The sequence below is a fragment of the Ensifer adhaerens genome (genome assembly GCF_001270265.1).
In the GTDB taxonomy this organism is placed as follows: Bacteria; Pseudomonadota; Alphaproteobacteria; order Rhizobiales; family Rhizobiaceae; genus Ensifer; species Ensifer adhaerens_B.
In genome coordinates, this window is the sequence record NZ_LGAP01000006.1 from 13,857 (window position 1) to 38,870 (window position 25,014).

24 protein-coding genes, 1 tRNA gene and 1 riboswitch are annotated in these 25,014 nt (G+C 62.9%); of the genes, 7 read left to right on the plus strand and 18 right to left on the minus strand.

From position 1 onward, the window contains the following. The first annotated feature begins 4 nt into the window (after window positions 1-4). The 3 genes from AC244_RS12495 to AC244_RS12505 all read left to right on the plus strand — a co-directional run bounded on the left by AC244_RS12495 (window position 5) and on the right by AC244_RS12505 (window position 3,291). Window positions 5-826 carry an amino acid ABC transporter permease gene (locus tag AC244_RS12495; protein WP_053249164.1) on the plus strand — a complete coding sequence of 274 codons (822 nt, stop codon included), beginning with the start codon at window positions 5-7 and terminating at the stop codon, window positions 824-826. A gap of 243 nt (window positions 827-1,069) precedes the next feature. Next, window positions 1,070-2,479 (plus strand): 3-isopropylmalate dehydratase large subunit, encoded by a 1,410-nt coding sequence (gene leuC, locus AC244_RS12500; protein WP_053249165.1) that lies wholly within the window; start codon window positions 1,070-1,072, stop codon window positions 2,477-2,479. Between the two features lie 275 nt (window positions 2,480-2,754). Then, window positions 2,755-3,291: a SixA phosphatase family protein gene (locus AC244_RS12505; protein WP_053249166.1), complete on the plus strand. Its 537-nt coding sequence runs from the start codon at window positions 2,755-2,757 to the stop codon at window positions 3,289-3,291. A gap of 5 nt (window positions 3,292-3,296) precedes the next feature. Here the strand turns inward: AC244_RS12505 and AC244_RS12510 are convergent, their stop codons facing one another. The 3 genes from AC244_RS12510 to AC244_RS12520 all read right to left on the minus strand — a co-directional run bounded on the left by AC244_RS12510 (window position 3,297) and on the right by AC244_RS12520 (window position 5,849). After that, window positions 3,297-4,484: a GNAT family N-acetyltransferase gene (locus AC244_RS12510; protein ID WP_053249167.1), complete on the minus strand. Its 1,188-nt coding sequence runs from the start codon at window positions 4,482-4,484 to the stop codon at window positions 3,297-3,299. A 3-nt stretch (window positions 4,485-4,487) separates the two neighbouring features. Further along, entirely contained in the window at window positions 4,488-5,138 is a 651-nt protein-coding gene (locus tag AC244_RS12515) for a DUF6875 domain-containing protein (RefSeq protein WP_053249168.1), read from the minus strand. A 162-nt stretch (window positions 5,139-5,300) separates the two neighbouring features. Beyond that, window positions 5,301-5,849: a L,D-transpeptidase family protein gene (locus AC244_RS12520; protein WP_053249169.1), complete on the minus strand. Its 549-nt coding sequence runs from the start codon at window positions 5,847-5,849 to the stop codon at window positions 5,301-5,303. Window positions 5,850-5,992: 143 nt separating this feature from the next. On the opposite strand from AC244_RS12520, the gene AC244_RS12525 reads away from it, so the two are divergent. Beyond that, the gene (locus AC244_RS12525; protein ID WP_053249170.1) at window positions 5,993-6,676 is read left to right on the plus strand and encodes a response regulator transcription factor; all 684 of its coding nucleotides are present in this window, start codon (window positions 5,993-5,995) and stop codon (window positions 6,674-6,676) included. Between the two features lie 114 nt (window positions 6,677-6,790). Beyond that, window positions 6,791-7,246 carry a cyclic nucleotide-binding domain-containing protein gene (locus tag AC244_RS12530; protein ID WP_053249171.1) on the plus strand — a complete coding sequence of 152 codons (456 nt, stop codon included), beginning with the start codon at window positions 6,791-6,793 and terminating at the stop codon, window positions 7,244-7,246. A gap of 316 nt (window positions 7,247-7,562) precedes the next feature. On the opposite strand, the gene AC244_RS12535 is transcribed toward AC244_RS12530, so the two are convergent. The 6 genes from AC244_RS12535 to tesB form a co-directional block, all read right to left on the minus strand. Then, window positions 7,563-8,369, minus strand: a complete 807-nt coding sequence (locus tag AC244_RS12535) for an exodeoxyribonuclease III (RefSeq protein ID WP_053249172.1) — start codon at window positions 8,367-8,369, stop codon at window positions 7,563-7,565. Window positions 8,370-8,547: 178 nt separating this feature from the next. Then, window positions 8,548-9,207 carry an outer membrane lipoprotein carrier protein LolA gene (locus tag AC244_RS12540; RefSeq protein ID WP_053249339.1) on the minus strand — a complete coding sequence of 220 codons (660 nt, stop codon included), beginning with the start codon at window positions 9,205-9,207 and terminating at the stop codon, window positions 8,548-8,550. A 137-nt stretch (window positions 9,208-9,344) separates the two neighbouring features. After that, complete coding sequence (locus AC244_RS12545) at window positions 9,345-12,020, minus strand: FtsK/SpoIIIE family DNA translocase (protein WP_053249173.1); 2,676 nt, start codon at window positions 12,018-12,020, stop codon at window positions 9,345-9,347. A 243-nt stretch (window positions 12,021-12,263) separates the two neighbouring features. Then, window positions 12,264-13,628, minus strand: a complete 1,365-nt coding sequence (locus AC244_RS12550; protein ID WP_053249174.1) for an ammonium transporter — start codon at window positions 13,626-13,628, stop codon at window positions 12,264-12,266. A 27-nt stretch (window positions 13,629-13,655) separates the two neighbouring features. Next, a complete protein-coding gene (locus AC244_RS12555; RefSeq protein ID WP_053249175.1) occupies window positions 13,656-13,994 on the minus strand; it encodes a P-II family nitrogen regulator in 339 nt (112 codons plus the stop codon). 230 nt (window positions 13,995-14,224) lie between these two features. After that, a complete protein-coding gene (tesB, locus tag AC244_RS12560) occupies window positions 14,225-15,115 on the minus strand; it encodes an acyl-CoA thioesterase II (RefSeq protein WP_053249176.1) in 891 nt (296 codons plus the stop codon). An 85-nt stretch (window positions 15,116-15,200) separates the two neighbouring features. Between tesB and AC244_RS12565 the strand changes: the two genes are divergently transcribed. Next, on the plus strand, window positions 15,201-16,415 hold the full coding sequence (locus tag AC244_RS12565; protein ID WP_053249177.1) for a ubiquinone biosynthesis hydroxylase: 1,215 nt from the start codon (window positions 15,201-15,203) through the stop codon (window positions 16,413-16,415). 246 nt (window positions 16,416-16,661) lie between these two features. Here the strand turns inward: AC244_RS12565 and AC244_RS12570 are convergent, their stop codons facing one another. The 4 genes from AC244_RS12570 to AC244_RS12585 form a co-directional block, all read right to left on the minus strand. Further along, a complete protein-coding gene (locus AC244_RS12570) occupies window positions 16,662-16,850 on the minus strand; it encodes a Trm112 family protein (protein ID WP_053249178.1) in 189 nt (62 codons plus the stop codon). Between the two features lie 10 nt (window positions 16,851-16,860). Then, the gene (locus tag AC244_RS12575; protein WP_053249179.1) at window positions 16,861-17,541 is read right to left on the minus strand and encodes an LON peptidase substrate-binding domain-containing protein; all 681 of its coding nucleotides are present in this window, start codon (window positions 17,539-17,541) and stop codon (window positions 16,861-16,863) included. 124 nt (window positions 17,542-17,665) lie between these two features. Continuing rightward, window positions 17,666-18,643: a thioredoxin gene (trxA, locus tag AC244_RS12580; protein ID WP_053249180.1), complete on the minus strand. Its 978-nt coding sequence runs from the start codon at window positions 18,641-18,643 to the stop codon at window positions 17,666-17,668. Window positions 18,644-18,701: 58 nt separating this feature from the next. After that, entirely contained in the window at window positions 18,702-19,211 is a 510-nt protein-coding gene (locus AC244_RS12585) for a prolyl-tRNA synthetase associated domain-containing protein (protein ID WP_053249181.1), read from the minus strand. Window positions 19,212-19,466: 255 nt separating this feature from the next. Here AC244_RS12585 and AC244_RS12590 point away from each other — a divergent pair. Further along, window positions 19,467-19,541: transfer RNA gene (locus tag AC244_RS12590), tRNA-Gly, on the plus strand. Between the two features lie 384 nt (window positions 19,542-19,925). Here AC244_RS12590 and AC244_RS12595 read toward each other — a convergent pair. The 5 genes from AC244_RS12595 to AC244_RS12615 form a co-directional block, all read right to left on the minus strand. Then, a complete protein-coding gene (locus tag AC244_RS12595) occupies window positions 19,926-20,948 on the minus strand; it encodes an aldose epimerase family protein (protein WP_053249182.1) in 1,023 nt (340 codons plus the stop codon). A gap of 186 nt (window positions 20,949-21,134) precedes the next feature. After that, a complete protein-coding gene (locus tag AC244_RS12600; RefSeq protein ID WP_053249183.1) occupies window positions 21,135-22,319 on the minus strand; it encodes a vWA domain-containing protein in 1,185 nt (394 codons plus the stop codon). Between the two features lie 16 nt (window positions 22,320-22,335). Further along, entirely contained in the window at window positions 22,336-23,262 is a 927-nt protein-coding gene (metA, locus tag AC244_RS12605) for a homoserine O-acetyltransferase MetA (RefSeq protein ID WP_053249184.1), read from the minus strand. A 63-nt stretch (window positions 23,263-23,325) separates the two neighbouring features. Further along, window positions 23,326-23,403, minus strand: a riboswitch (SAM riboswitch). A 213-nt stretch (window positions 23,404-23,616) separates the two neighbouring features. After that, complete coding sequence (locus AC244_RS12610; RefSeq protein ID WP_053249185.1) at window positions 23,617-24,072, minus strand: NUDIX hydrolase; 456 nt, start codon at window positions 24,070-24,072, stop codon at window positions 23,617-23,619. Then, complete coding sequence (locus AC244_RS12615) at window positions 24,069-24,908, minus strand: AAA family ATPase (RefSeq protein ID WP_053249186.1); 840 nt, start codon at window positions 24,906-24,908, stop codon at window positions 24,069-24,071. Before AC244_RS12615 ends, AC244_RS12610 begins: the two co-directional genes overlap by 4 nt. Window positions 24,909-25,014: the final 106 nt, after the last annotated feature.

Sequence of the window (25,014 nt, forward strand, 5' to 3'; positions counted from 1 at the left end):
GGCCATGGCCTCCCCACAATCTTCTGATATGTCCGGAAAGGGCGACTATCCCTGGTGGCTGGTCGCCCTTCTGGTGATTGCCGTGGCGCTCGCCGCTGTTATCGTCACCAATGACATCTACACCGAAGTCTTCAACGTCGTTCTCAAGGGCATCGGCGTCACCATTTTCGTGACCCTGATGGGTTTCGTGCTGGCGACGACGCTCGGTCTCGGTATCGCCCTGATGGCGCTGTCGGAGCATGCGGCACTTCGCCAGATTGCACGCTTCTATACCGAGGTCATTCGCGGCGTGCCGATCCTCGTCCTGTTGTTCTATATCGCCTTCGTCGGAGCGCCGGCTCTTGTCACGGTCGCCAACTTCATCACCGCGCCGCTGATTTCGGCCGGCTGGACGGAGCCGGTGGTGGTGCGCGACATCTCGCTGATGTGGCGGGCGATCATGGCGCTGATGATCGGTTATTCCGCCTTCATCGCCGAGGTGTTTCGAGCCGGCATCCTCTCGGTCGACAAGGGGCAGGTCGAGGCGGCGAAAGCGCTGGGCCTGACGCGTTACCAGCGGTTTCGCCTGGTCATCTTCCCGCAGGCGATCCGCGTCATCCTGCCGCCGCTCGGCAACGACTTCGTCGCCATGGTCAAGGACTCCTCGCTGGTCTCGGTGCTGGGCGTTGCCGACATCACCCAGATGGGCAAGGTCTACGCCTCCGGTTCCTTTCGCTTCTTCGAGACCTATTCGATCGTTGCCTATGTCTATCTCGTCCTGACCATCGGCCTGTCGCTTGGCTTGCGGGGGCTCGAGCGGCGGTTGCGGCGCGCCGAGCAGCGTTGAGGCCGCTTCCACCGATTGCCGAAGTGTCAAAAAATTGATATGTACGGCCGCATGGAATCCAAGTTCGGATGTCGAGAGCAGAAAATCGTCGTGCTGCAGGACCACAAGCGTCTGCCGGCACGCTTTTTCGCGCGCGTATCCGGGGCGCTGACAAGCCTGCTATCCTGATCCCTTGATCAGCGTTTCCGGCCGCCTGGCTGCCGGCTTTTCCCTTCTTTCTGAAAATTCGATGGATATATCGCCATGAGCGCACCGCGTACTCTCTATGACAAGATCTGGGACGACCATCTGGTCAACAGCCAGGACGATGGCACCTGTCTTCTCTACATCGATCGTCGCCTCGTTCACGAGGTGACGAGCCCGCAGGCTTTCGAAGGCCTGCGCATGGCTGGCCGCAAGGTCCGCGCTCCGGAAAAGACGCTTGCCGTCGTCGACCACAACGTGCCGACCTCGCCTGATCGCCATCTCGGCATCAAGAACGAGGAAAGCCGTATCCAGGTCGAGGCGCTCGCCACGAACGCGGCCGAGTTTGGCGTCGAATACTACTCCGAAAACGACAAGCGCCAGGGCATCGTGCACATCGTCGGTCCCGAGCAGGGCTTCACGCTGCCGGGCATGACCATCGTTTGCGGCGACAGCCACACCTCGACGCACGGCGCTTTCGGCGCGCTGGCGCATGGCATCGGCACCTCGGAAGTCGAGCACGTGCTTGCGACCCAGACGCTGATCCAGCAGAAAGCCAAGAACATGCTGGTGCGCGTCGACGGCCAGTTGCCGCCGGGCGTCACCGCCAAGGACATCATCCTTGCCATCATCGGTGAGATCGGCACCGCCGGTGGCACCGGCCACGTCATCGAGTTCGCCGGCGAAGCGATCCGCGCGCTGTCGATGGAAGGCCGCATGACCATCTGCAACATGACGATCGAGGGCGGTGCCCGCGCCGGCCTGATCGCGCCCGACGAAACGACCTTCGAATACATCAAGGACAAGCCGCGCGCGCCGAAGGGCAAGGCCCTGGAGATGGCGCTCGACTATTGGAAGACGCTGCACACGGACGAAGGCGCGCACTACGATCGCGTCGTCGTGCTCGACGCCGCCAATCTGCCGCCGATCGTGTCCTGGGGTTCGTCGCCCGAGGACGTGATCTCGGTTCAGGGCATCGTCCCGAACCCGGACGAGATCCCGGAAGAGAACAAGCGCAGCTCCAAGTGGCGCGCGCTCGATTACATGGGCCTGAAGCCCGGCACGAAGATCACCGATATTGCCGTCGACCGTGTCTTCATCGGCTCGTGCACCAACGGCCGCATCGAGGATCTGCGTGCCGTTGCCGCTGTCGTCGAAGGACGCAAGGTTGCGTCGACCGTGTCGGCGATGATCGTGCCGGGCTCCGGCCTCGTCAAGGAACAGGCGGAAGCCGAGGGCCTCGACAAGATCTTCCGGGAAGCGGGCTTCGACTGGCGCGAGCCGGGCTGCTCGATGTGCCTGGCGATGAACGATGACCGGCTGAAGCCGGGCGAGCGTTGCGCCTCGACCTCCAACCGTAACTTCGAAGGCCGCCAGGGCTTCAAGGGACGTACGCATCTGGTGTCGCCGGCAATGGCGGCAGCCGCAGCTGTCGCCGGACATTTCGTCGACATCCGCGAGTGGAAATAAGCCGGCGCGAGTGGAAATAAGCCGGTTCTTGAGCTTTTCCGGCGTTGATGGCCGCCCTTCGGGGCGGCCTTTTTTTCATCGCATCCCAGCAGGACAAAATGCGGCGGCAGTGCAAGAATGGAGCTACTGCATGTTTCCTTAAATCCCATCCGATTTAAGGGTAAAAACATGCAGCAATTCAAAGTGCTACAGCGACCTTTGCGCGTCTGATAAGACGCGCGGCGCTGTTGTGCCAACGCGTGCGGAACGGCTCGCCATAGCAAAAGGAGGCGGTCATGGCCGAGGATCACAGGGCGAAAACATACCGCCTGATGCTGCTGCGCCACGCCAAATCCGCCTGGCCGGAAGGCGTTCCCGATCATGATCGGCCGCTCGGCGACCGCGGCCGCAAGGCGGCGCCGCTGGTCGGCGCCTATATGGAGCGCAAGGGATTGATCCCGGGGCTTGCCCTCGTTTCCACGGCGCGACGAGCGCGGGAAACCTGGGCGCTGGTCAAGGACAACTTGCCGCCGCCAATCCCCGCGCGCGAGACGCGCGACATCTACGAAGTGGCAGCGCCCGCCATTCTGACGGCGATTCGTGCGGTCGATCCGGCCATCGGCAACCTGCTTGTCGTCGGCCACAATCCGGGCATGGAGGATCTGGCCCATCTCATTGCCGGATCGGGCAGGCAAGAGGCGCTCGCGCGCATGCGCGAGAAGTTTCCAACGGCGGCGCTTGCCGTCTTCGAGTTCGACGGCTCCAGCTGGGAGGACCTCGCATCAGGCGGATGTCGCCTCGTCGATTTCGTGACGCCGCGCCAGCTCGCCTGATCGGTTCAGATTGCGCGCGTTACCAGCCTGCGCAGCAGGTCGGCCGGAAGGCGCCTTGCCCAGGTCCTGGCCATCGGTTGTAGCCGCGCCATCACAAGCTCGCGTATCAGCCGCCCGCGCCAGGAGAATGCGAAGGCATAGTCCCCGACGGCAACAAGCCCGTCGGCATGCTGCATCTTGTAGCCGTCCGCCGGCGCCAGCAGGTCGAAGACGCGGTTGCCGCGGTGGGCAGCGGCTGCGAATGTCCGGTGGATGAGCAGCCGCCCGAGGCCCTCGCGGTCGTAGCCGGGGTCGGTTGCCAGCACGTGTCCGAAAGTGTGGCCCTTGCAATCGAAGGACAGATCGACACCGATCGGCCGCCCGTCGCAGGCGATCGTCGAGACATGCAGGCCGGTGCCGGGATCGGCGGCCAGGTCTTCGAAGAACGCCTGGAAGCGGCTGTCCATGACGGTCGGCGACAGGATCGCATTTTCGAGCAGCCAGTTTTTCTTGATGATGATGGCGGCCGCTGCGGCCGCTACGGCTGTTGAACCCGGGTCCGGCTCGGTGAAGGTGATGTCGCCGCGCTCGCGCAGCCTTCGCAGCCGACGTCGGTAGTTCGACCGCTCGCGTGCGGAATAGGCGATACCAGGGCCATCGACAGCCACCCGCCGCGACAGGCTTGCAAAGGGCGCCTGGACGTTGCCAGGCAAACGGGCGCCGCTCGGGACAACCGGCCCGCACAGGGCTGCGTCCGCTCTTACCCGCCGGGCCTCGAAAATGTCGGCGCCGAGCGCTGCGACGGCATTCCAGCCGGCTTCGAGCAAGGCGTGTCGGTCGCCACCGGCCTCGACAAGCACGTCGGCGAACTGGGCCACCGGCGCTCCCATGAAACCGAGCACATCGAGGCCGAGTTTGCGGCGGCGCACCAGCGGCCAGAGGGCGACGAGGCGCCCGTCCAGGCGCCCGGTGACGATGCAGAGCTGTGTCCCTGCGTCGAGATAGTGCTGCGCCCAGTGGCGCAGGAAGATGTGGCGCTGGAAGACCTGCTGAGGCTCGGCTGCCCGCTCGAACAGATCGTCCCATTCTTTTCGCAGGGCCTCGAAACCGTCGAGGTCTGTGACGACGCTGATTTGAAGATCTTCGCCCAAACCGCGGGAGCTCGGAATTCTTTCGACCGCGTCGGCGATCGGCGACGTTGCTCGGCCGGGCATGGCTCAGCCGCTACGGAAATGATTGACGAGCCGCCGCGTTCCCTTGATGGGAAAACGGGCGAGGTAGGCAACCATGAGAGCGGGATGAAGAGCGGCAAACGGGGCGTCGTTCTCGACCAGATGCCTGATCGCCAGAACGGGCATCGGGGCGCGAAGCGGGCGGAACTCCGGGTTCCAGAGGCCGCGCTCCTCGGAGCCCGCATGCATCATGCCGATCATCCGGGCGCGGGCGAGTGAATAGAACCGGTGCCGCCGCTGGATGCGCTTCAACATCGCAATCCCTTCGGGGCTGTCGCAATCAGGAAAACCGACGATCACGGTGCGAAAATGCTTCATCGCGGGTTTGCAGGGGATCGCTTCAAGTTCGGTGAAGGCGCCACGGATCAGGGCAAAGGTCCCGTCTTCGTCTTCGGGACGCGCGTGAGAAATCGCCAGCCGAACGGTGTCGATCCTGGCGGCCTGGCGGGTAAAGGGGCAGACGGCGCCGGCGCGTCCGAGATCGGGATGGCCGTTCATTAGATAGGATTCGACCCAGTCGAGCAGCCGTGCAATGTCAGAATCTTGCGAGACGCCATTCGCGATGTCGCGAACCTCTTTCATCCCGAAGAACCGTCCGTCGGTTGCCGGTATCGCTTTGGCCGTCATGGTCAGCATCGGCTGCACTCGCCCTGCAATTCTCGCTTGAGGCTAAATAGACACCAGAGCTTGCGGAAGTGTTGATGGTTGTACTCGATGAGATTTCTCGCCAGGCTTATGCTTTCCGAATTCTTTAATCGATCTTCAGCTTGGCTCATATGAAGCGTCGACGCCCCGGTATCAGAGAACCTTGACGACCGTGCCGCGACGCAGGTGCGGGATCAGCCGGCGCATGGCAGCAAGGCTTACGGCGACACAGCCCTGCGTCGGTTCGTATCCAGGACGGATGAGGTGAAAGAAGATCGCTGAACCGGCATAACGGCGCCGGCTGGTGAGGTTCCAGTCCATCACCAGGCAGATGTCGTAGAGCCCGTCCGAGCGCATCATTTCCTCGTGGCTTGGCGCGAAGGGCGCGTTGGCCGGGCGGTTGTAGCGGGCATGGTCGGGAGCGTCGCACCAGAGCATGCCCTTGCGGGTCACCCGTGTCGGCAGCGGTGTGGGCGGCAGCAGGATCCGGTCGCGTCTGACGTAGCCGCCAATGAGCTTCATCGCGGCGCGCGGCGTGGCACCGTCGCCCTCGCGCTTGCGGCTGGTGATGCCATTGCGGCCGATGGCCGCTTGCTCCGCGCGTCCATCGAAGGTAACCAGTGCACGCCTGCGATCAAGTGGGGCCGGCCGGACTGTGATGACGGATTTGGCTGGCCTTCTTCCCGACGTTTTCTTGCGCATCTCTCTCACAGATTTTTGAATAGTCCGTGATTTGGCGGGCACCATAAGCACGGTTGCATATATAACGAGGTTCCAAAACCGGTTCGCTTGCCAACACGAGCATTTGAGCTAGTTTGAAACCGGAAGCAAACAGGAATTGTCCCATGGCGACCCGTACCATTCTTCTTGTCGACGACGACAATGACCTGCGCGAAACGTTGGTCGAGCAGCTTTCGCTTTACGAGGAATTCGATCTTCTCCAGGAGGCGACGGCCGGCAAGGGCATACAGGCCGCCCGCGCCCAGCAGGTCGACCTGCTGATCATGGATGTCGGCCTGCCTGACATGGACGGGCGCGAGGCGGTGAAGCTCCTGCGCAAGGGCGGCTTCAAGGCACCGATCATCATGCTCACCGGTCACGATACCGATTCGGACACCATCCTTGGGCTGGAGGCCGGTGCCAACGACTACGTCACCAAGCCGTTCCGCTTTGCCGTCCTGCTCGCCCGCATCCGCGCGCAGCTGCGCCAGCACGAGCAGAGCGAAGACGCGACCTTCAGCGTCGGCCCCTATACGTTCAAGCCGAGCCAGAAGCTGCTGACGCTCGAAAACGGCCAGAAGATCCGGCTTACCGAAAAGGAAGCGGCGATCATTCGCTATCTCTATCGCGCCGACCAGAGGGTGGTGACGCGCGACGTGCTGCTCGAAGAGGTCTGGGGCTATAATTCGGGGGTGACGACGCACACGCTCGAAACGCATGTCTATCGGCTCCGCCAGAAAATCGAGCGTGACCCTTCCAATGCCGAGATTTTGGTGACAGAGAACGGCGGCTACAAGATCGTTCCGTGAGGCGGCGACGTGGGATGATTTCTCCGCACGTCAGCCGCTCCGGACTATTCGCATCGATTGCGATGCTCCTGGGTTTCGACCCCGAAAGCATCGTAGTCCAGGGAGGTTAGCCGCTTGGCGCTCAACGACGACATCGTTCTTCTGTCCAATGTGCCGCTTTTTGCCGATATCAGCGAGGACAAGCTGAGGCTGATCGCCTTTGGCGCGGAACGTCGGCGCGTGTTCAAGGGGCAGGAGCTGTTTCGCGAGGGCGCGCCGGCCGACTGCGCCTATGCCATTGCCAGCGGCAGCCTCTCGCTTTCGAAAGCCGATGCCGACGGCGCGATGGCGGAGATCACCACCGTCGGCCGCGGCGCGCTTCTGTCGGAGCTGGCGCTGATCTCGATGGTGGAGCGCAAGTTCACCGCGACCGCAGACGAAGACAGCGAGGTGATCCGCATCAATCGGCCGCTCTTCCGGCGCATGCTGGAGGAGTACCCGGAAGTTGCCGCCCTCGTCGAGGCGCGCATCCGCGAGAACCTGCAGGCGATGATCCGCCGCGCCGGCGCGCTCGCCGGCCGTTTCGCCTGACGCCCGCCCGGTCGACGGCTGGACGCCAGACGTCTTCACCTGCCATTTGTTCTTGAGCGAGCCGAGTGTTGCTCCCGGCCGACGGAGCAATAGCCGTCGGCGACGGTGCGGCTAGAGCGTTTCCGGTTTAGACGGAGCCGCGGAAACGCTCTATCTCCTTGTTTTTACGCATTTCCTGACGGAAAACCGCTTCGCACTTTTCCTGGAAATGCCTAAAGCGCATCGCGATCTTTCAGATGCGCTTGCTGCGCTTTAAGTTCTTGTTTTTACGCATGTCGTGATCGCAAAACCGCAGCACACTTTTGCGCGACATGCTCTAGATATCGAAATGGGCGATCACCGGCACATGATCCGACGGCCGCTCCCAGCCGCGTGCTTCTCGCAGGATATCCACCTGCGTGAGCTTCGGCGCGAGGTCGGCTGAAGACCAGATATGATCGAGGCGCCGGCCGCGGTCGGCGGCTTCCCAATCCTTGGCGCGGTAGCTCCACCACGTATAGAGCTTGGTCGGCGCCGGCGTATGCTGGCGCATCAGGTCGACCCAGGCACCGCCGGTCATCACCGTAGTCAGGCCTTCGGTTTCGATCGGCGTATGGCTGACGATCTTCAGGAGTTGCTTGTGCGACCAGACGTCGTCCTCAAGCGGAGCGATGTTGAGGTCGCCGACGAGGATCGACGAGATTCCGGCTTCCGCTTCGGCGTGCAGCAGCTTCATCTCATCGACGAAATCGAGCTTGTGGCCGAACTTCGGATTGATCGAGCGGTCCGGTTCGTCGCCGCCGGCCGGAACGTAGAAATTATGCAGGCGGACCTTCTTGCCGCCGGCCTCGAACACCACCGAAAGATGGCGCGCATCGCCGACGCCGCAATAGTCGCGGCGGTCGCTGAGCTCGTGCAAGGGTAGGCGCGAAATCGTCGCCACGCCGTGGTAGCCCTTCTGGCCGTGCATCTCGATATGGTTGTAACCCAGCGCCTTCAGCGGCTTCGACGGAAACTGGTCGTTCGGGCACTTGGTTTCCTGCAGGCAGAGAATGTCAGGCTGCCAGGTCTTCAGGAGATGCTCGACCAGCGGCATGCGCAGGCGAACGGAGTTGATGTTCCAGGTGGCGACGGAAAGGGCCATTCCTCATTCCTCTATTTGGATGAGGCCGGACAATCGAAGGTGAGGAGGGCCCGGCTCGGACGGATGTGGTTTGATGTCCGAGCGGTTTAAGCAGGTCTGGCGGCTGGCGACAAGGAAGGCATGAAAAAGGCCGCCCGGAGGCGGCCGATGTCCACAAGGACGGCTGGATGACAGGCCGTCAGCGGCCCTTGTTGCGCACTTCGTCATAAGGGATCTTGAACACCTTGTCGTCCAGGGCTATGCCGGTCCGGACGTTGAAGATCATCACCGAAGTGTCCTTCTTCTGCGCATCGGTGATCGTCCACTGCCGCAGGTCGTAAGTCTTCGGATCGAACATCATGGTGATGGTCGAATCGCCGAAGATCGAGCGATCGCCAAGCACGATGGTGATGAGGTCGGATTCTTCCTTGACGTCGCGGACCATCTTGCCGGTCAGATCGATCCTTTCGCTCAACAGCAGGTTCAGCGGCGTTTTGGAGAGCGGGTAGATGTCCCAAGTCTTCAGCTTCATATTGCCGATGACCACCGACTTGCCGTCGGCAATCACCCGCATTGGGGAAGGCGCCTCGTAGTTGAAGCGGATGCGGCCGGGACGGCGGATATAGAACTTGCCACCGGTCTGTTCGCCGCGCGGGCCGAACTGCACGAATTCCCCGGACATGGTCTTCACGGAGGAGAAGTGGTCGGCGATCTTCTGGGCGGAGCCCGGCGCCTGCGCGAAGGCCTTGGTGACGTCAAGACCGGCGCCACCCATGCCCGCGAGCGCCGCGAGGCCGCAAACGAATACACGGCGCGACATCGCCGGATTGTTGCCTTGGGTGGTTTTCGTCTCAGTCATCGCAGTCTCCTTCATTTCCTTGATCATCTGGAGCGCAAGTGCGGCGCCTTCAAGGCGTTTGTCCTGGCCTACCAGGGGCTGCGCTCTCACATGACCGTTACCGGGTTGCCATTTTGTCGCCCGGGCTGGGGCCGGATTTACCGGCCGGTGATTTCCGCTTCGGTCGGCACGAGGATTTCCCGTTTGCCGGCGTGGTTTGCCGGGCCGATGATGCCTTCCTGTTCCATGCGCTCGATCAGCGATGCGGCCCTATTATAACCGATCCCGAGCCGACGTTGCACATAGGACGTGGAGGCCTTGCCGTCGCGCAGAACGATCGCCACCGCCTGGTCGTAAGGGTCGTCGGAATCGGCGAGGTTCGACGTGCCGGCCGGGCCGCCGCCGTCATTGTCCTCGTCGTCGTCTTCGGTGATCGCGTCGAGATACTGCGGTGTGCCCTGGGTCTTGAGATAGGCGACGACTTCCTCGACTTCAGTGTCGGAGACGAAGGGACCGTGGACGCGCTGGATGCGTCCGCCGCCGGCCATGTAGAGCATGTCGCCCATGCCGAGCAGCTGTTCGGCGCCCTGTTCGCCAAGGATGGTGCGGCTGTCGATCTTCGAGGTCACCTGGAAGGAGATACGGGTCGGGAAGTTGGCCTTGATCGTGCCGGTGATGACGTCGACCGACGGGCGCTGCGTCGCCATGATCACATGGATGCCGGCGGCACGTGCCATCTGCGCCAGCCGCTGCACCGCGCCTTCGATGTCCTTGCCGGCGACCATCATCAGGTCGGCCATTTCGTCGATGATGACGACGATATAGGGCATCGGCGACAGGTCGAATTCTTCGGTCTCGTAGATCGCTTCGCCGGTCTGGCGGTCGAAGCCGGTCTGCACCGTGCGGGTGATCGCGTCGCCCTTGGCCAGCGCCTGCTCGACGCGGGTGTTGAAGCCGTCGATGTTGCGCACGCCGATCTTCGACATCTTCTTGTAGCGCTCTTCCATCTCGCGCACCGTCCACTTGAGCGCGACCACCGCCTTCTTCGGGTCGGTCACCACAGGCGAAAGCAGGTGCGGAATGCCGTCATAGACGGAAAGTTCGAGCATCTTCGGGTCGATCATGATCAACCGGCACTGGTCGGGACGCAGGCGGTAGAGCAGCGACAGGATCATGGTGTTGATCGCGACCGACTTGCCCGAACCGGTGGTGCCGGCGACAAGCAGATGCGGCATCTTGGCGAGATCGGCGACCACAGGTTCGCCGCCGATGGTCTTGCCGAGCGCCATGGCCAGACGCGCCTTGCTCGTCTCGAAGTCGCGCGAGCCGACCAGCTCGCGCAGATAAACGGTTTCGCGGCGCTGGTTCGGCAGCTCGATGCCGATGGCGTTGCGGCCCGGCACGACGGCGACGCGGGCAGCGATCGCGCTCATCGAACGGGCGATGTCGTCGGCAAGGCCGATGACGCGCGACGATTTGATGCCCGGCGCCGGCTCCAGTTCATAGAGCGTGACGACCGGACCGGGGCGGACGTGGATGATCTCGCCCTTGACGCCGAAGTCCTCAAGCACGCCTTCGAGCATGCGGGCGTTCTGTTCCAGCGCATCGGCGGAGAGCGAGGCGTCGCGGGTGACGTTCTTCGGCTCGGCGAGGAAATGCATCGGCGGCAGCGCGAAATCGCCGTCGTCATCCTCGACGAAGGAGCGCTGCGCTTCGCGCTCGAGCCGCTGGCTCGTCTTCGGGCGGGGGGGCGGCGTGGCAACACGCGAACCGGCCTTCGGCAGGCCCTGCTTCGGCGGTGCGGCCTTTGGCGCCCAGTCGGCTGCCACGTCGAGATCGTCGTCTTCGTCATCGGGCAGAATGCCGGCGGGGCGGCGGCCGTCCATGTCGAAGGGCATGTCGTCATCGTCGTCGGCCATGATCGGCGGCGGCGTGACGACGCGGCGTTCGGAGCGGTCGAGCGAAGGTTCGATGCGGTCGCCGGCAGCCATCGGCTTCGGCCGGACCGGCTCGTTCAGCGTGCCGAATTCGTCATTGTTGAAATCGTAGGGCTCGTCGTACTGGCGTTTCGTCGGGGTGCGGGTTCCGCTCATACCGAAGATGCGGCGGACACGCGCCTGCAGGGTGTAGCGCATGTGGGCGAAGGAGCCCATCAGCAGGGTGAAGGGGCCTTCGCTGTCGTCTTCGTCCAGTTCGTCGCGCACGGTGCGAGCCTTGCTCGGCGTCGGCTCTTCGATCTCGTCTTCGTCCTCCTCCTCGCCGACGCCGATCAGGCCGGCGCTGTAAATCAGGCACCAGGCGGCAGGGGCGGCAAAGATGCAGGCAAGCACGGTGGCGAAGGTGCCGGTCGGGAAGGCGCCGGTGAACAGCGCGGGAAAGCGCAGGATCATGTCGCCGAAGACACCGCCGAGGCCGTTGGGCAGCGGCCAGGTGATCGGCGCCGGGACACAGCTCAAGGCCGCTCCTGCGAGTACGGATCCGGCGAACCAGAGGCCGAGGCGCTTGAAGATCTTGTCGAAGCGCTTGCCGCCGATCAGCGCCAGCGCCCAGGCAACGGCCGGAAGCAGGGCGACGACGCTTGCAAGCCCGAAAAACTGCATGAAGATGTCGGCAAAGGCAGCGCCGGCATAACCGAGCACGTTGGTCGGCTCGTCGGAGGTGGCGTAGGAAAAGCTCGGGTCGGCAACATTCCATGTCGACAGCGCCGCGATGGCCAGCGCCAGCGCGCCAAACAGCGCGAAGCCCGCCAGCGACGCGATCTGTCGCCAAACGAAAGTGGTTAGCACGAACCGGTTGGAACGGCTGTCAAGCGTTGCCGGATTGCTTCTGCTCATGTTGCCTGCTGCCCGTCTCGATCTTCAAGGCACATTGCGTGCCATGGAATCAACCTAAGCGGAGTACGGTTAATGCGACATTAACCATGCGTATATGCCGCTAAAATAGCAGTGGGCGAATGCTTGGAAGACGCGTGATCGGATAAAAAGGCCCGGATCTTTCGATCCGGGCCAAAGGCGATCCGCATCAGACGGATCGCGACGGGACTTTGAGCGGCGCCCGTCGATGGCGCCGCGATGAGCTTAGCTGTGGTAGGCGGCTTCGCCGTGGGACGAGAGGTCGAGACCTTCGCGCTCGGCTTCGACCGAGACCCGGAGACCGACGATCGCATCGACCACCTTGTAGAGGATGGCCGAGACGACACCGCACCAGACGATGGTGATGGCAACGGCGGTGACCTGGGTCATGAACTGGCCGCCCATGGTGACGCCGTCGGCATAGCCGATGCCGCCGAGCGAGGACGACGCGAAGATGCCGGTTGCCAGCGCGCCGAAGAAGCCGCCGACGCCGTGGACGCCGAAGACGTCAGCGGTGTCGTCGTAGCCGAACTTGTTCTTCACCACCGAGACGAAGAAGTAGCACAGCGGCGAAACGATCAGGCCCATGACGATCGCGCCCATGGGGCCGGCAATGCCGGCGGCCGGCGTGATGGCGACGAGGCCGGCGATCATGCCCGAGGCTGCACCCAGCATCGATGCCTTGCCGCGGGTGAAGGTTTCGACGACCGACCAGGAGAGGATGGCTGCTGCCGTTGCGAGGAAGGTATTGACGGTTGCCAGCATCGCGCCGCCGGAAGCTTCGAGATTGGAGCCGGCGTTGAAGCCGAACCAGCCGAACCACAGCATCGCCGCGCCGACCAGCGTCAGCGTCATCGAATGCGGAGCCATCATGTCCTTGCCGAAGCCGGTGCGCTTACCGACCATGATCGCGCCGATCAGGCCTGCGACGCCGGCATTGATGTGCACGACGGTGCCGCCGGCGAAATCGAGCGCGCCCATGCCGAAGAGCAGACCATTGCCGTCCCAGACCATGTGGGCGATCGGGAAGTAGACGAAGGTTGCCCAGAGGATGGAGAAGAGCACGGCAGCCGAAAACTTGATGCGCTCGGCGAAGGCGCCGATGATGAGCGCCGGCGTCAGCGCCGCAAACGTCATCTGGAACAGCATGAAGATATATTCCGGAATGACCACGCCTTCGGAGAAGGTGGCCGATGTGCTTTCAAGCGAGACGCCTGCGAGGAACATCTTGGCGAAGCCGCCAAAGTAAGGGCTGGTGGAGCCGCCGAAGGCGAAGGAATAGCCGTAGACGACCCAGACGATCATCATCGCTGCGCCGATGACGGTGCACTGCATCAGCACCGACAGCATGTTCTTGGCGCGAACGAGGCCGCCGTAGAAGAGCGCGAGGCCCGGGATCAGCATGAAGAAGACGAGCAGCGTGGAGAAGAACATGAAGGCCGTGTCGGCCTTGTCGGGAACGGGTGCCGCGGCAGTGGCAGCGGCTGCTGCCGGTGCGGCTTCCTGGGCAAAGGCGACGACCGGCGCAAGAAGGGCGGCAGAGGCTGCGCCGATCCTTGCCAGAGAGATGGAAAGTTTGCTTGACGACATCGAGTAGTGCTCCCTGAACGGCGTGGCTTACAACGCTTCTGAATCGGTTTCGCCGGTGCGGATGCGCACGGCATGGTCAATCGAGTAGACAAAGATCTTGCCGTCACCGATCTGGCCGGTCTTGGCGGCAGCGGCGATCGCTTCCACCGCCCTGTCGACGACCTCGGAGGGGACCGCGATCTCGATCTTCAGCTTCGGCAGGAAGCTCACGGCGTATTCGGTGCCGCGATAGATTTCGGTATGTCCCTTCTGGCGGCCGTAGCCTTTGACTTCGGTTACGGTCAGGCCCTGGATGCCAACAGCAGTGAGGGCTTCGCGAACCTCATCGAGCTTGAACGGCTTGATAATGGCCATCACAATTTTCATCGGTTTCCCATCCTTGTTCGCCTCCGGCCGGAGGCCATCTCTCCTTGCTGCGAACGCTGAAAGCGCCATGCAACCGGACAGCTACATTCAAGGGGCGTGCCAGATTCGTTGCTGCGAGCTAAACCTATGAAAAGGCATGGGAAAAATATCGCATGCAGCGTGAGTGCCGCGACGCGCTAAAAAATCGTCACTTTAGAAGATTAAAAAATAGGCAGAAAAGAATATTTGCCCTATTTCTGTTCAGTTGCCTTTTTCCGGATCAGACCTTCCTGCGCCACCGAGGCAATCAGCACACCGGAACGATCAAAAAGGCTGCCGCGGGTCATGCCGCGAGCACCATGGGCGCTGGGGCTGTCCTGAGTATAGAGCAGCCAGTCGTCCATCTTGCAGGGGCGATGGAACCACATGGCGTGATCAAGGCTTGCAACCTGTAGGTTGCGATCGAACACGGACGTTCCATGCGCATAGAGCGACGTGTCGAGCAGCGTCATGTCGGAGAGATAGGCAAGCACGGCCGCCTGCAGGTGGCGCTCGTCGGGCACGTGGCCGACGGCCTTGACCCAGACGTCCTGGGTCGGCTTGCCGTCGTTGCGGGCGAAATAGTGGGCGAGCGAGACCGGCCGGATCTCGATCGGCCGCGGCCGCTCCCAATAGCGACGGATCGCTTCGGGCGCGTGCGCCAGGAACTTGTCCTTCAGCTCCTGTTCGCCCGGCAGGGTTTCCGGCATCGCCACGTCGGGGATCTCGATCTGATGCTCGAAGCCGTCTTCGTCATATTGGAACGACGCCGACATCGAGAAGATCGCCTTGCCATGCTGGATGGCGACGACACGGCGCGTGGCGAAGCTGGAGCCGTCGCGGATGCGGTCGACCTCGTAGATGATCGGCACCGACGGATCGCCGGGGCGCATGAAATAGGCGTGCAGCGAGTGCACGTAGCGGCCCTCGTCGACGGTGCGCTGGGCTGCGACCAGGGCCTGGCCGATCACCTGGCCACCGAATACGCGCTGCCAGCCGACCTGCGGACTGCGGCCACGGAACAGGTTCTCCTCGAGCTTTTCGAGGTCGAGTGTGGCAAGCAGCGCATCCATGGGCGTTGCAGTCTCAGTGGGGCGCGACATTTCGGCTGTCTCCGATGGTAGGAACGGCGATGGCATTGATCTATATAGGCATGAAACGATGCTCAAGTGCGACGGGAGAAAACGGATGATCGATGTGTTGATTGCCGGTGGCGGCTATGTCGGCCTTTCGCTCGCGGTATCGCTGAAGAAGGCGGCGCCGCATCTCGAAGTTTCTGTCTTGGACGGCGCGCCGGAAGGCGCCTGGAAGCGCGACGAGCGCGCTTCTGCCGTCGCCTCGGCGGCCGAGCGCATGCTCGACGTTCTCGGCGTGTGGCAGGAAATTGCGCCGGAGGCCGAGCCGATCCGGCGCATGGTCATCACCGATTCGAAGACATCCGATCCGGTGCGCCCGGTTTTCCTGACCTTCGACGGCGACAGCGAAGAGGGGCGGCCCTTTGCCCATATGGTGCCGAACACCGCCTTGGTCGGCGCGCTGCGCGCCGCCTGCGAGGAGTTCGGCGTGACCGTGCGGCAATCGACGATGGTCGAAACCTTCGAGAGCGGCGATCACGCGGTTGCCGTGACGCTTGCCGGCGGCGAGCAGTTGGAGGCCCGCCTGCTGGTTGCCTGCGACGGCGTGCGCTCGAAGCTGCGCGATGCGGCCGGCATCAAGACGGTCGAGTTCGACTATGGCCAGTCGGGCATCGTCACCACCGTCGAGCACGAGCGTCCGCACGAAGGCACCGCCGAGGAACATTTCCTGCCGGCCGGGCCCTTCGCCACGCTGCCGCTCAAGAACAACCGTTCGTCGCTGGTGTGGACCGAGCGTACCGAGGATGCCGAGCGCCTGGTCAAGGGCGACGACTTCCTCTTCGAAGAGGAGCTGGAGCGCCGCTTCGGCCACAGGCTCGGACATCTCAAGGTCGTCGGCGGCCGTCGCGCCTTTCCGCTCGGCCTGACGCTTGCCCGCGATTTCGTGAAGCCGCGGTTTGCGCTTGCGGGCGATGCCGCCCACGGTATCCACCCGATCTCCGGCCAGGGGCTCAATCTCGGTTTCAAGGACGTGGCGGCGCTGGCCGAGACGATCGTCGAGGCGGATCGGCTTGGGCTCGACATCGGTTCGCTGGCCATTCTCGAGCGCTACCAGAGCTGGCGCCGGTTCGACACCTTCCGCATGGGGGTGACCACGGATGTGCTCAACCGGCTGTTTTCGAACGACATCACGCCGGTCAGGATCGCCCGTGACTTCGGTCTCGGCCTCGTCGATCGCCTGCCGTCGCTGAAAAGCTTCTTCATCCGCCAGGCGGCCGGCGTTGCCGGCGACGCCGACCCGCGATTGCTTTCCGGCCAGCCGATCTGAGACGCCAAAGTTTCTAACGTCTGAGCCTTGCCCCTCACCCTAACCCTCTCCCCGCAGGCGGGGAGAGGGAACGCGGACGTGGCTGCGTTGTCACGTGAGATATCTTTGGAGAACAGGAGCGGTCGTCATGGATACGAGCGGTCGCCGCGGGTTTCCTTCTCCCCGCGGGCGGGGAGAAGGTGGCCGACAGGCCGGATGAGGGGCAGATAGACACATGCGGACAGGGGTCGACGTCGACCGCCGGTGTCAGTCCTCGATTTTCCGCGCCTCGGAGATCAGCATGATCGGAACACCATCGCGGATGGGATAGGCGAGCCGCGCTTTTTCCGAGACGAGTTCGCCCGCTTCGGCGCGATAGCTGAGCCGGCCCTTGGTCAGCGGGCAGACGAGCAGTTCGAGCAGTTTCGGATCGACCTTGCTGGCGTTGACGTCCATGGCCCCTCACTCACTGCAGGATGTTGTCGACGTCGCCGAAATTGCGCGCAAGCACGATCTCGGTAATGGCGATCAGCGTTTCGGCGCGGGTCTTGAGGTCGGGGGCCTCGAGCAGCGCCTGTTTCTCCGCCGGCCCATAGGGAGACATCATCGCCATGGAATTGACCAGCGTGCGGTTGCTGGCGCGTTCGACGCTCTCCCAGTCGGCCTTCAGCTTGTTGGCCTCCAGATAGGCCCTGAAGGCTGCCAGCAGCGCCGAGCGATCGACCAGGCTTTCATCGTCGCGATTTTCGAGGTCGGCCGTGAAGGGGCCGATGCGGAAGCGGCGGTAGCCGCGCGTGCCGGCCACCTCGCTAAACAGCCGGTAGCGGCATACGCCGGTCAGCGAGGTGATGTAGCGGCCGTCGCCGGTTTCGGCAAAGGAGGTGATGCGGCCGATGCAGCCGACCTGGCAGAGCGCCGGTATCGGCCCGACGCCGATATCGTCGCGGCCTTCGCAGAAGGAGGGCTGCACGATCCCGATCAGCCGATTGCCGGAAAGGGCATCGTCGAGCATCGCCAGGTAACGCGGCTCGAAGACGTTGAGCGGCAACTGGGCGCCGGGGAGCAGCAGCGCACCGGTCAGCGGAAACACCGGAATGATCTCCGGTAAGTCCTGCGGACCGAGATAACGTGCATTTCCGACATGCATTCCGATTGACCTTGCAGATATCCTGCCTTGCCTCGCCACGCTAAGCAGCGTGGCCAACCAGATCATGAAATGGTGCGTCCCTTGAAAATCTCAAGGGAAAAACGCACCGATCTCGGCGCGCTGCTCAGGAAAAGAGAATCGACGACAGCTTGCGGCGGGCGGCGATCGTCGCCGGGTCTTTCGGACCCCAGACTTCGAAGAAGGAGACGAGCTCGCGCCGTGCGCCATCATCGTCGAAAGCCCGGTCGCGCTTCATGATCGTCAGCAGGTGGTCGGCCGCCCCATTGCGGTCGCCTTCCACGTTGCGGATCTTGGCGAGCATCATGCGCGCCTCGTGGTCATCCGGGTTCGCCGCCAGGCGCTGTTCCAGGGCTGTCGGGTCACCGAGCTTGCGGGCTTCCTCGATCTGGTCGAGCTTCTTGCCGATCGCACTGATGCCGGCATCCTTGGCGAGATCCTCCGGCAGGCTCGAAAGCGCTTCGCGCGCTTCGGCGATCTGGCCGAGCGTGATCATGCAATCGACCATGCCGGCGATCGCCACGACATTCTCCGGGTCTGCCTGCAGCACGGCGCCAAAGAGGCCGGCGGCGTTCTCGGCATCGCCCGTCTCGATCAGCGCCTTGGCATCGGCAAGCACGGCCTCGATTTCGGCCTTGCTGTCGTCAACGGCAGGACCGGCGATCTTTTCGATGAATTGCTTGATCTGGCTTTCAGGCACCGCGCCCATGAAGCCGTCGACCGGCCGTCCGCCGACAAAGGCGATAACGGCGGGGGTTGACCGGATGGCGGGCTGGGCGGCGGTCGATGGATGGTCGTCGATGTTCATCTTGACGAGCTTCACGCGGCCGGCAGCTTCCGTCACGACCTTTTCGATCACGGGGGTCAGTTGCTTGCACGGTCCGCACCAGGGCGCCCAGAAGTCGACGAGAACAGGCTGCTGGCGCGAGGCGTCGAGCACGTCCTTGCTGAAGTTGGCGGTCGTCGTTTCCTTGATCAGGTCGCCGCCCGGTGCGGCGGCCGCGGCCGGCTGGCCGCCGAAGGAAGCCGAAGCGGTCATCTGGTTGCCGAAGGACCCTGCATAGGGATTGTCGTTGCCCGTCATTCTTCTCTCCTCGCCGGCTCTCAATCCGGCTTCCTGCATTCGCGCCAAAGATCGTATGTCAGGCCGTCACTTTCAAGACAAGCGGTTCATGTCCTGTGGCTTCCATGAAACGCAACAGGTCCTTCGAGGCGATCGAGGTCGTCGCGTCGTTGGAAAGCGGATGGCAGTTGATCACATCGAACGTCATCAATTCCTCGTCGATGATCATCTTGACGTTGCCGCCGATGTCGTTGATGGCGCCAAGCGCGGTCACCGCTCCCGGGATGACGCCAAGATACTCCATCAGCTTCTCCGGCTTGCCGAAGGAAACCTTGCTCGCCGCGCCGATGACCTGGTGCACCGTCTTCAGATCCACGGTTGCGTGTTCTTCGACGGTCAGCAGGAAGTAGTTGTCCTTCTTGTCCTTCACGAACAGGTTCTTGGTATGGCCGCCGGGGATCTCGTCACGCAGTGCCACCGATTCGGCCACGGTGAACACCGGCTCGTGTTTTTTGGTGCTGTGTTCGATGCCGAGATCGTCGAGAAAGCGGAAAAGCTCGTCCGCGGACTTCGGTTGCGCTTCGTTCATCGGGGTGATTCTCCTGCCGGTCGGTTTTTTTCCAGTCTGCTTTAGGGGAGAACGGCCGCGCCGTGCAATCTCAGAGACGGCGGAGCGGTGTGAAAACGCGGCATTTGCGGGCTTCCCGAGGAGGCTCCCAAAAAATATTCGATTTCTCGTCATTTCCCTGTTGCATTCCAAAATCGCTTAGGCCATATAGCGCCCGTCGCCGCAAGACAGCGCGGCACCCACGGTCCACCGACTACCCCCGGACCGAGGTAATGAGCGGGTGTAGCTCAGGGGTAGAGCACAACCTTGCCAAGGTTGGGGTCGGGCGTTCGAATCGCCTCACCCGCTCCAATTTTCCCAACCACTTCATTTATAAATGCTTTTGGCTTCGGCCAATGCATTCGCCCCGGGCGAAGAGCCGCAGCCGTCGCGTGTCTGCGGGCGAGCGCCGATGCACTCGCCTCTCATACCAACCTGCGCTGATATTGACCGATTGCGTGGGACCGTCTGCGGTCGTCCGGCAAAGAGCATACCGCAGAGCGATGCCTTGGCATCGGTCGAGGATTGCGACGCGGCCGGTGGCCGACACACGGCCCACCCGAAGGGCCGGGCGCTTTTGGCCTCCGGACGGCGTCGACAATCCTCACCGGACCGCTTGGGTCCGATTGCGGTTTTCTTCTTGCCGGAAACCAAAATCGCTCCGGCGCAATAGGCCAATATCAGCGCAGGTTGGTATCAGCTCTTCATGAAGACATAGTCCGTTTCCTGGCGACGGATTTCGCCGGGGCGCAGAACCGCGTTCGGAAAGCCTTCGTGATTGACGGCATCCGGCCACACCTGGGTTTCCAGGCAGAAACCGGCAAAGGCGCCATAGCGGCGTCCCTCGAGGCCGGGCACCGGCACGTCGAGCTTGAAGCCGGTATAGAGCTGGACGCCGGGCTCGGTCGTCAGCACTTCCATCGTCACGCCGGAATTAAGACTGCGCGCAAGAGCGACGGAATGTTTTGCCATGCGCTCCGGCGAGAGGCAGAAATTATGGTCGTAGGCGATGCGTTCGCCCTCGGCCTGGCGCTTGAGCGATGTCATTTCCCTAAGATCGAAGGCGGTGCCTTCGACCGGTCGGATTTCCCCTGTCGGGACCTGACGCTCGTCGGTCGGCAGATAGTGGTCGGCGGCGATCATGATGTCATGGCCGAGCGCATCCGCGCTGCCATCGAGATTGAAATAGCTGTGCTGGCAGACATTGGCGAGCGTCGGCCGGTCCGTCTCCGCCTCGTAGACGACGCTGAGCACGCCGCCGGGCTTCAGCTGGTAGGTGCAGCGGATCAGGCAGTTGCCGGGATAGCCGGCGCGGCCGTCCGGGTCGGTGATGACAAGCGTGACGCTGTCCTGCGTCTGGTCCACGATCGTCCAGTTGCGCTTGCCGATATTGTCGCTGCCGCCATGCAGGTGCGTCACGCCCTTCTCGTTACATTCGAGCTGATAGGTCGCGCCGTCGAGCGTGAAGCGACCGTCGCCGATGCGGTTGGCGCAGCGGCCGGGCGTCGCGCCAAAATAGGGGGAATGGGCGAGATAGCTTTCGAGATCGGTAAAGCCGAGCACCAGCGGCGGCTCATGGCCGTCCAGCCGCAGGTCCTGGATCACCGTTCCCCAGGTGAGGATATGAGCGGTCAGGCCGCCGCCGGAAAGCACGACACGATGAACCGGTTCACCCGATGGCAGGTGTCCGAAGATTTCCGTGTCCGCATGCTTGTCCATTGCCTGGCTCCCCTACAGCGCCGCGCGTCTTAGCAGACGCGCAAAGGTCGCTGTACACTCTAGAACTGCTGCATGTTTTATCCTTAAATCGGCTAGGATTTACGGAAACATGCAGTCCTCGCGGCAAGCAACCTGCGTCATTTCAGGTGGATCGGCAACCGGAAATCGAGATTTTCTGCGGTAGATTCAGCGCGATAGTTGTTTTGTCGCGTCCTGCAGTCCGGCGAGCGTCAAAGGAAACATCCGCCCGCCAAGCAGGCTCTTGATCATGCCGATCGACTGGGTATAGGCCCAGTGCTGCTCGGGGACCGGATTGAGCCAGATGGACCGGGGAAAGTGGGCGGCGATGCGCGAGAGCCAAAGCCCGCCGGCTTCGTCGTTCCAGTGTTCGACCGAGCCGCCGGGGTGGCTGATTTCATAGGGGCTCATCGATGCGTCGCCGACGAAGATCGCGCGGTAGTCGCTGCCGAAGGTGCGCAGCAGCTCGGCCGTGCGGGTGATGTCGGCGCGACGGCGGCGATTGTCCTTCCACAGGCCCTCGTAGACGCAATTGTGGAAGTAGAAATGCTCCATGTGGCGGAACTCGCCACGTGCGGCCGAGAACAACTCCTCGACGATGCGGATATGGTCGTCCATCGAACCGCCGACGTCGAAGAACATCAAGAGCTTGACGGCATTGCGCCGTTCCGGCCGGGTCACGACATCGAGATAGCCGTGCTCGGCGGTGGCGCGGATCGTGCCGGAAAGGTCGAGCTCGTCGGCAGCGCCCTGGCGCACCCAGCGCCGCAGCCGTTTGAGCGCCACCTTGATGTTGCGCGTGCCGAGCTCGACCGTGTCGTCGTAATCCCTGAATTCGCGCCGGTCCCAGACCTTGACCGCGCGGCGGTGCCGCGAGCCATCCTGGCCGATCCTGACACCTTCGGGATTGTAGCCATAGGCGCCGAAGGGGGAGGTGCCGGCGGTGCCGATCCATTTGGAGCCGCCCTGGTGGCGCCCCTCTTGTTCGCGCAGCCGCTGGCGTAAGGTCTCCATCAGCGTCTCGAAGCCGCCAAGCGCTTCGACCAGGCGTTTCTCTTCCTCGCTCAGATATTTCTCGGCAAGCTTGCGCAGCCACTCCTCGGGGATTTCAGCCTGCTCGAACTCGTCCGGGGGATTGATCGCCTCGAGGCCGGAAAAGCAATGCCGGAAGACGCCGTCGAAGCGGTCGATATGGCGTTCGTCCTTCACCAGCGCGGTGCGCGCGAGGAAATAGAACGCTTCGATATCGAAGGTGGCGATGCCCGCCTCCATGCCCTCGATCAAGGACAGGAATTCCCGGAGCGTGACCGGGATCTTCGCAGCCTTCAATTCGAGGAAGAAGGGGATGAACATTTAGAGCCTCTGAGCCTTAGCTTTCGCCCCTGCCGATCATGTCCAGTTCGTAGGGCGTCGTCTGATACATCTCGTTGATCCAGTTGCCGAAGAACAGATGCGCATGGCTGCGCCAGCGGTTCTGCGGCGGCAGGGTTGAATCATTGTGCGGGAAGTAGTCGTGCGGCATCTTGATCGGCACGCCCGCATCCACATCCCGGAAATACTCATCCGACAGCGAGGTGGAATCATACTCCACGTGATTGAACATGTAGAGGCGCTTGCCCTTCTGCTCGTGCACGAGGCAGACGCCCATCTCCTTCGATTCCATCAGGATCTCGAGGTCGGCCACCCGATCGATGTCGGTGCGGCGCACTTCGGTCCAGCGCGACACCGGCACGGCGAAATCGTCGGAAAAGCCGTTGAGGTAGACCGAGGAGGGCTGCAGGTTCTGGTGGCGATAGACGCCGAAGGCCTTCTCCTTCAGCGGATATTTCGGCACGCCGTGGAAATGATAGATCGCCGCCATCGCGCCCCAGCAGACGTTCAGCGTCGAATGCACGTTGGTCGTCGTCCAGTCGAGGATGCGCTTCAACTCGTTCCAGTAGGTGACGTCCTCGTATTCCAGCGTTTCGACCGGGGCGCCGGTGATGATGAAGCCGTCGAACTTGCGGGCCTTCACCTCTTCCCAGGTCTCGTAGAAGGCGAGCAGGTGCTCCTCGGAGGTGTTTTTTGCCCGGTGCGCGCCGATGCGGATCAGCGACAGCTCGACCTGCAGCGGCGAGGCGCCGATGAGGCGCGCCATCTGGATCTCGGTCTTGATCTTGTTCGGCATGAGGTTCAGGAGCCCGATCTGGAGCGGGCGGATATCCTGACGGATCGCCACGGTCTCGGTCATCACCCGCACGCCCTCGGTCGCGAGGGTTTCGAAGGCGGGCAGCGTATCGGGTATCTTGATGGGCATGGGGCTTCCACTCGATCAATACAAAAAAACCGGCGGCGATTGATCGCGACCGGTCCTCGGAAAATCCACGTTTCCTCGGCCCTTTAGCGATTTGTTTAACGTGGCTGCAAGCCGGCCGGCCAAATCACCACGGATTGTTTGATAGCGCGGCAGGGGCGCGGGGGTCAATGAAAAACGATTCGCCGGCTAAAAGGCCCCTCATCCGGCTGCCGGCCACCTTCTCCCTGCAGGGGGGGAGAAGGGAACTCGTGGTGCCCGACCGTTCCCGATGAGCGATACCAGTCAAGTGGCGACCGTGCGTCATTCGCGTCCCCTCTCCCCGCTTGCGGGGAGAGGGTTAGGGTGAGGGGCGAATTACCGCTGAGCGGTGAGGCGCAAACTGGTTTGCAGCAAGTCCAGACCTTCTTGCATCCCGTATCCCAGTCGGTTGCCAGCCTCGCTTTGGCTGAGCCAGAAGAAGCGAAAGCGGATCGGCGGCCCACCGCTGTCCGGCGTCATTTCCAGGTGCAGCCAGGTTTGCCTTTGTTCGCCGGCAAGCGGCGCGTGGAAATAATGCCGGCGATGGCAGATTTGCCGGCCGTCCTTGGTGAAGCGGTAGTCCTGGGTTGCAAGCGGCAGCAATGTCGTCGGCGGCGCCAGCCCGGTCTCCTCGACAAATTCGCGCAAGGCGGCGGCTTCAGGGCTTTCGCCCGGCTCCATCGTTCCGCCGGGAACCTGCAGATCCACATCCGGAAAATCCGGCTCGTCGAAGACCAGCAGATGCTTACGCCAGGTGGCGTAGATCAGGACCTTATGCGCGTCCGGCCTCATCCGTCGCGGCGTGCCATGAAGGCCAGGCGCTCGAAGAGGTGGACGTCCTGCTCGTTCTTGAGCAGCGCGCCGTGCAGCTTCGGCAGCATGGTCTTTGGATCGGCGCGCAGGTCGGCCGGCTCGATCTCGTCGGCGACGAGCAGGCGGATCCAGTCGAGCGCTTCGGAGGTCGAAGGCTTCTTCTTCAGCCCCGGCACCTGGCGGATATCGTAGAAGGCGGCAAGGGCGGCCGAAAGCAGCGTCTTGCGGATGCCGGGATAGTGCACCTCGACGATGCGGGCGAGCGTGTCTGCGTCGGGAAAGCGGATATAGTGGAAGAAGCAGCGGCGCAGAAAAGCGTCCGGCAGTTCCTTTTCGTTGTTGGAGGTGATGACGACGATCGGCCGCTGGCGGGCCTGGATCGTTTCGTTCGTCTCGTAGACGTGGAACTCCATTCGGTCGAGTTCCTGCAAGAGGTCGTTTGGAAACTCGATGTCGGCCTTGTCGATCTCGTCGATCAACAGCACCACCCGCCGCCCGGCCTCGAACGCCTGCCAGAGCTTGCCCTTGCGGATGTAGTTCTTGACGTCGTTGACGCGCTCGTCGCCAAGCTGGCTGTCACGCAGGCGCGAGACGGCATCATATTCGTAAAGCCCCTGCTGGGCCTTGGTCGTCGATTTGACGCTCCATTCGATCAGCTCGAGCCCGAGGGCCGCGGCGATCTGCCGGGCAAGCTCGGTCTTGCCGGTGCCGGGCTCGCCCTTGACGAGCAGCGGCCGTTCCAGCCGGATCGCGGCGTTGACCGCGATCATCAGGTCCTTGTCGGCGATATAGTCGGCGGTACCTTCGAATTGCATGGGCTTCTTCCGGTCGTGGCGATGCGGACGACGGGTCTGCGAAGAACCCGACGTGGTGCCTCTGCAGTAGCGCATAAGCGGGGCAGGTGCCAATGCCGCGCCGGCC

Excerpts from the sequence above, each read along its gene's own strand:
- AC244_RS12495 (WP_053249164.1), top strand. The coding sequence starts at position 5 with ATGGCCTCCCCACAATCTTCTGATATGTCCGGAAAGGGCGACTATCCC.
- leuC (WP_053249165.1), top strand. The coding sequence starts at position 1,070 with ATGAGCGCACCGCGTACTCTCTATGACAAGATCTGGGACGACCATCTG.
- AC244_RS12505 (WP_053249166.1), top strand. The coding sequence starts at position 2,755 with ATGGCCGAGGATCACAGGGCGAAAACATACCGCCTGATGCTGCTGCGC.
- AC244_RS12510 (WP_053249167.1), bottom strand. The coding sequence starts at position 4,484 with ATGCCCGGCCGAGCAACGTCGCCGATCGCCGACGCGGTCGAAAGAATT.
- AC244_RS12515 (WP_053249168.1), bottom strand. The coding sequence starts at position 5,138 with ATGCTGACCATGACGGCCAAAGCGATACCGGCAACCGACGGACGGTTC.
- AC244_RS12520 (WP_053249169.1), bottom strand. The coding sequence starts at position 5,849 with ATGCGCAAGAAAACGTCGGGAAGAAGGCCAGCCAAATCCGTCATCACA.
- AC244_RS12525 (WP_053249170.1), top strand. The coding sequence starts at position 5,993 with ATGGCGACCCGTACCATTCTTCTTGTCGACGACGACAATGACCTGCGC.
- AC244_RS12535 (WP_053249172.1), bottom strand. The coding sequence starts at position 8,369 with ATGGCCCTTTCCGTCGCCACCTGGAACATCAACTCCGTTCGCCTGCGC.
- AC244_RS12540 (WP_053249339.1), bottom strand. The coding sequence starts at position 9,207 with ATGACTGAGACGAAAACCACCCAAGGCAACAATCCGGCGATGTCGCGC.
- AC244_RS12545 (WP_053249173.1), bottom strand. The coding sequence starts at position 12,020 with ATGAGCAGAAGCAATCCGGCAACGCTTGACAGCCGTTCCAACCGGTTC.
- AC244_RS12550 (WP_053249174.1), bottom strand. The coding sequence starts at position 13,628 with ATGTCGTCAAGCAAACTTTCCATCTCTCTGGCAAGGATCGGCGCAGCC.
- AC244_RS12555 (WP_053249175.1), bottom strand. The coding sequence starts at position 13,994 with ATGAAAATTGTGATGGCCATTATCAAGCCGTTCAAGCTCGATGAGGTT.
- tesB (WP_053249176.1), bottom strand. The coding sequence starts at position 15,115 with ATGTCGCGCCCCACTGAGACTGCAACGCCCATGGATGCGCTGCTTGCC.
- AC244_RS12565 (WP_053249177.1), top strand. The coding sequence starts at position 15,201 with ATGATCGATGTGTTGATTGCCGGTGGCGGCTATGTCGGCCTTTCGCTC.
- AC244_RS12570 (WP_053249178.1), bottom strand. The coding sequence starts at position 16,850 with ATGGACGTCAACGCCAGCAAGGTCGATCCGAAACTGCTCGAACTGCTC.
- AC244_RS12575 (WP_053249179.1), bottom strand. The coding sequence starts at position 17,541 with ATGCATGTCGGAAATGCACGTTATCTCGGTCCGCAGGACTTACCGGAG.
- trxA (WP_053249180.1), bottom strand. The coding sequence starts at position 18,643 with ATGACGGGCAACGACAATCCCTATGCAGGGTCCTTCGGCAACCAGATG.
- AC244_RS12585 (WP_053249181.1), bottom strand. The coding sequence starts at position 19,211 with ATGAACGAAGCGCAACCGAAGTCCGCGGACGAGCTTTTCCGCTTTCTC.
- AC244_RS12595 (WP_053249182.1), bottom strand. The coding sequence starts at position 20,948 with ATGGACAAGCATGCGGACACGGAAATCTTCGGACACCTGCCATCGGGT.
- AC244_RS12600 (WP_053249183.1), bottom strand. The coding sequence starts at position 22,319 with ATGTTCATCCCCTTCTTCCTCGAATTGAAGGCTGCGAAGATCCCGGTC.
- metA (WP_053249184.1), bottom strand. The coding sequence starts at position 23,262 with ATGCCCATCAAGATACCCGATACGCTGCCCGCCTTCGAAACCCTCGCG.
- AC244_RS12610 (WP_053249185.1), bottom strand. The coding sequence starts at position 24,072 with ATGAGGCCGGACGCGCATAAGGTCCTGATCTACGCCACCTGGCGTAAG.
- AC244_RS12615 (WP_053249186.1), bottom strand. The coding sequence starts at position 24,908 with ATGCAATTCGAAGGTACCGCCGACTATATCGCCGACAAGGACCTGATG.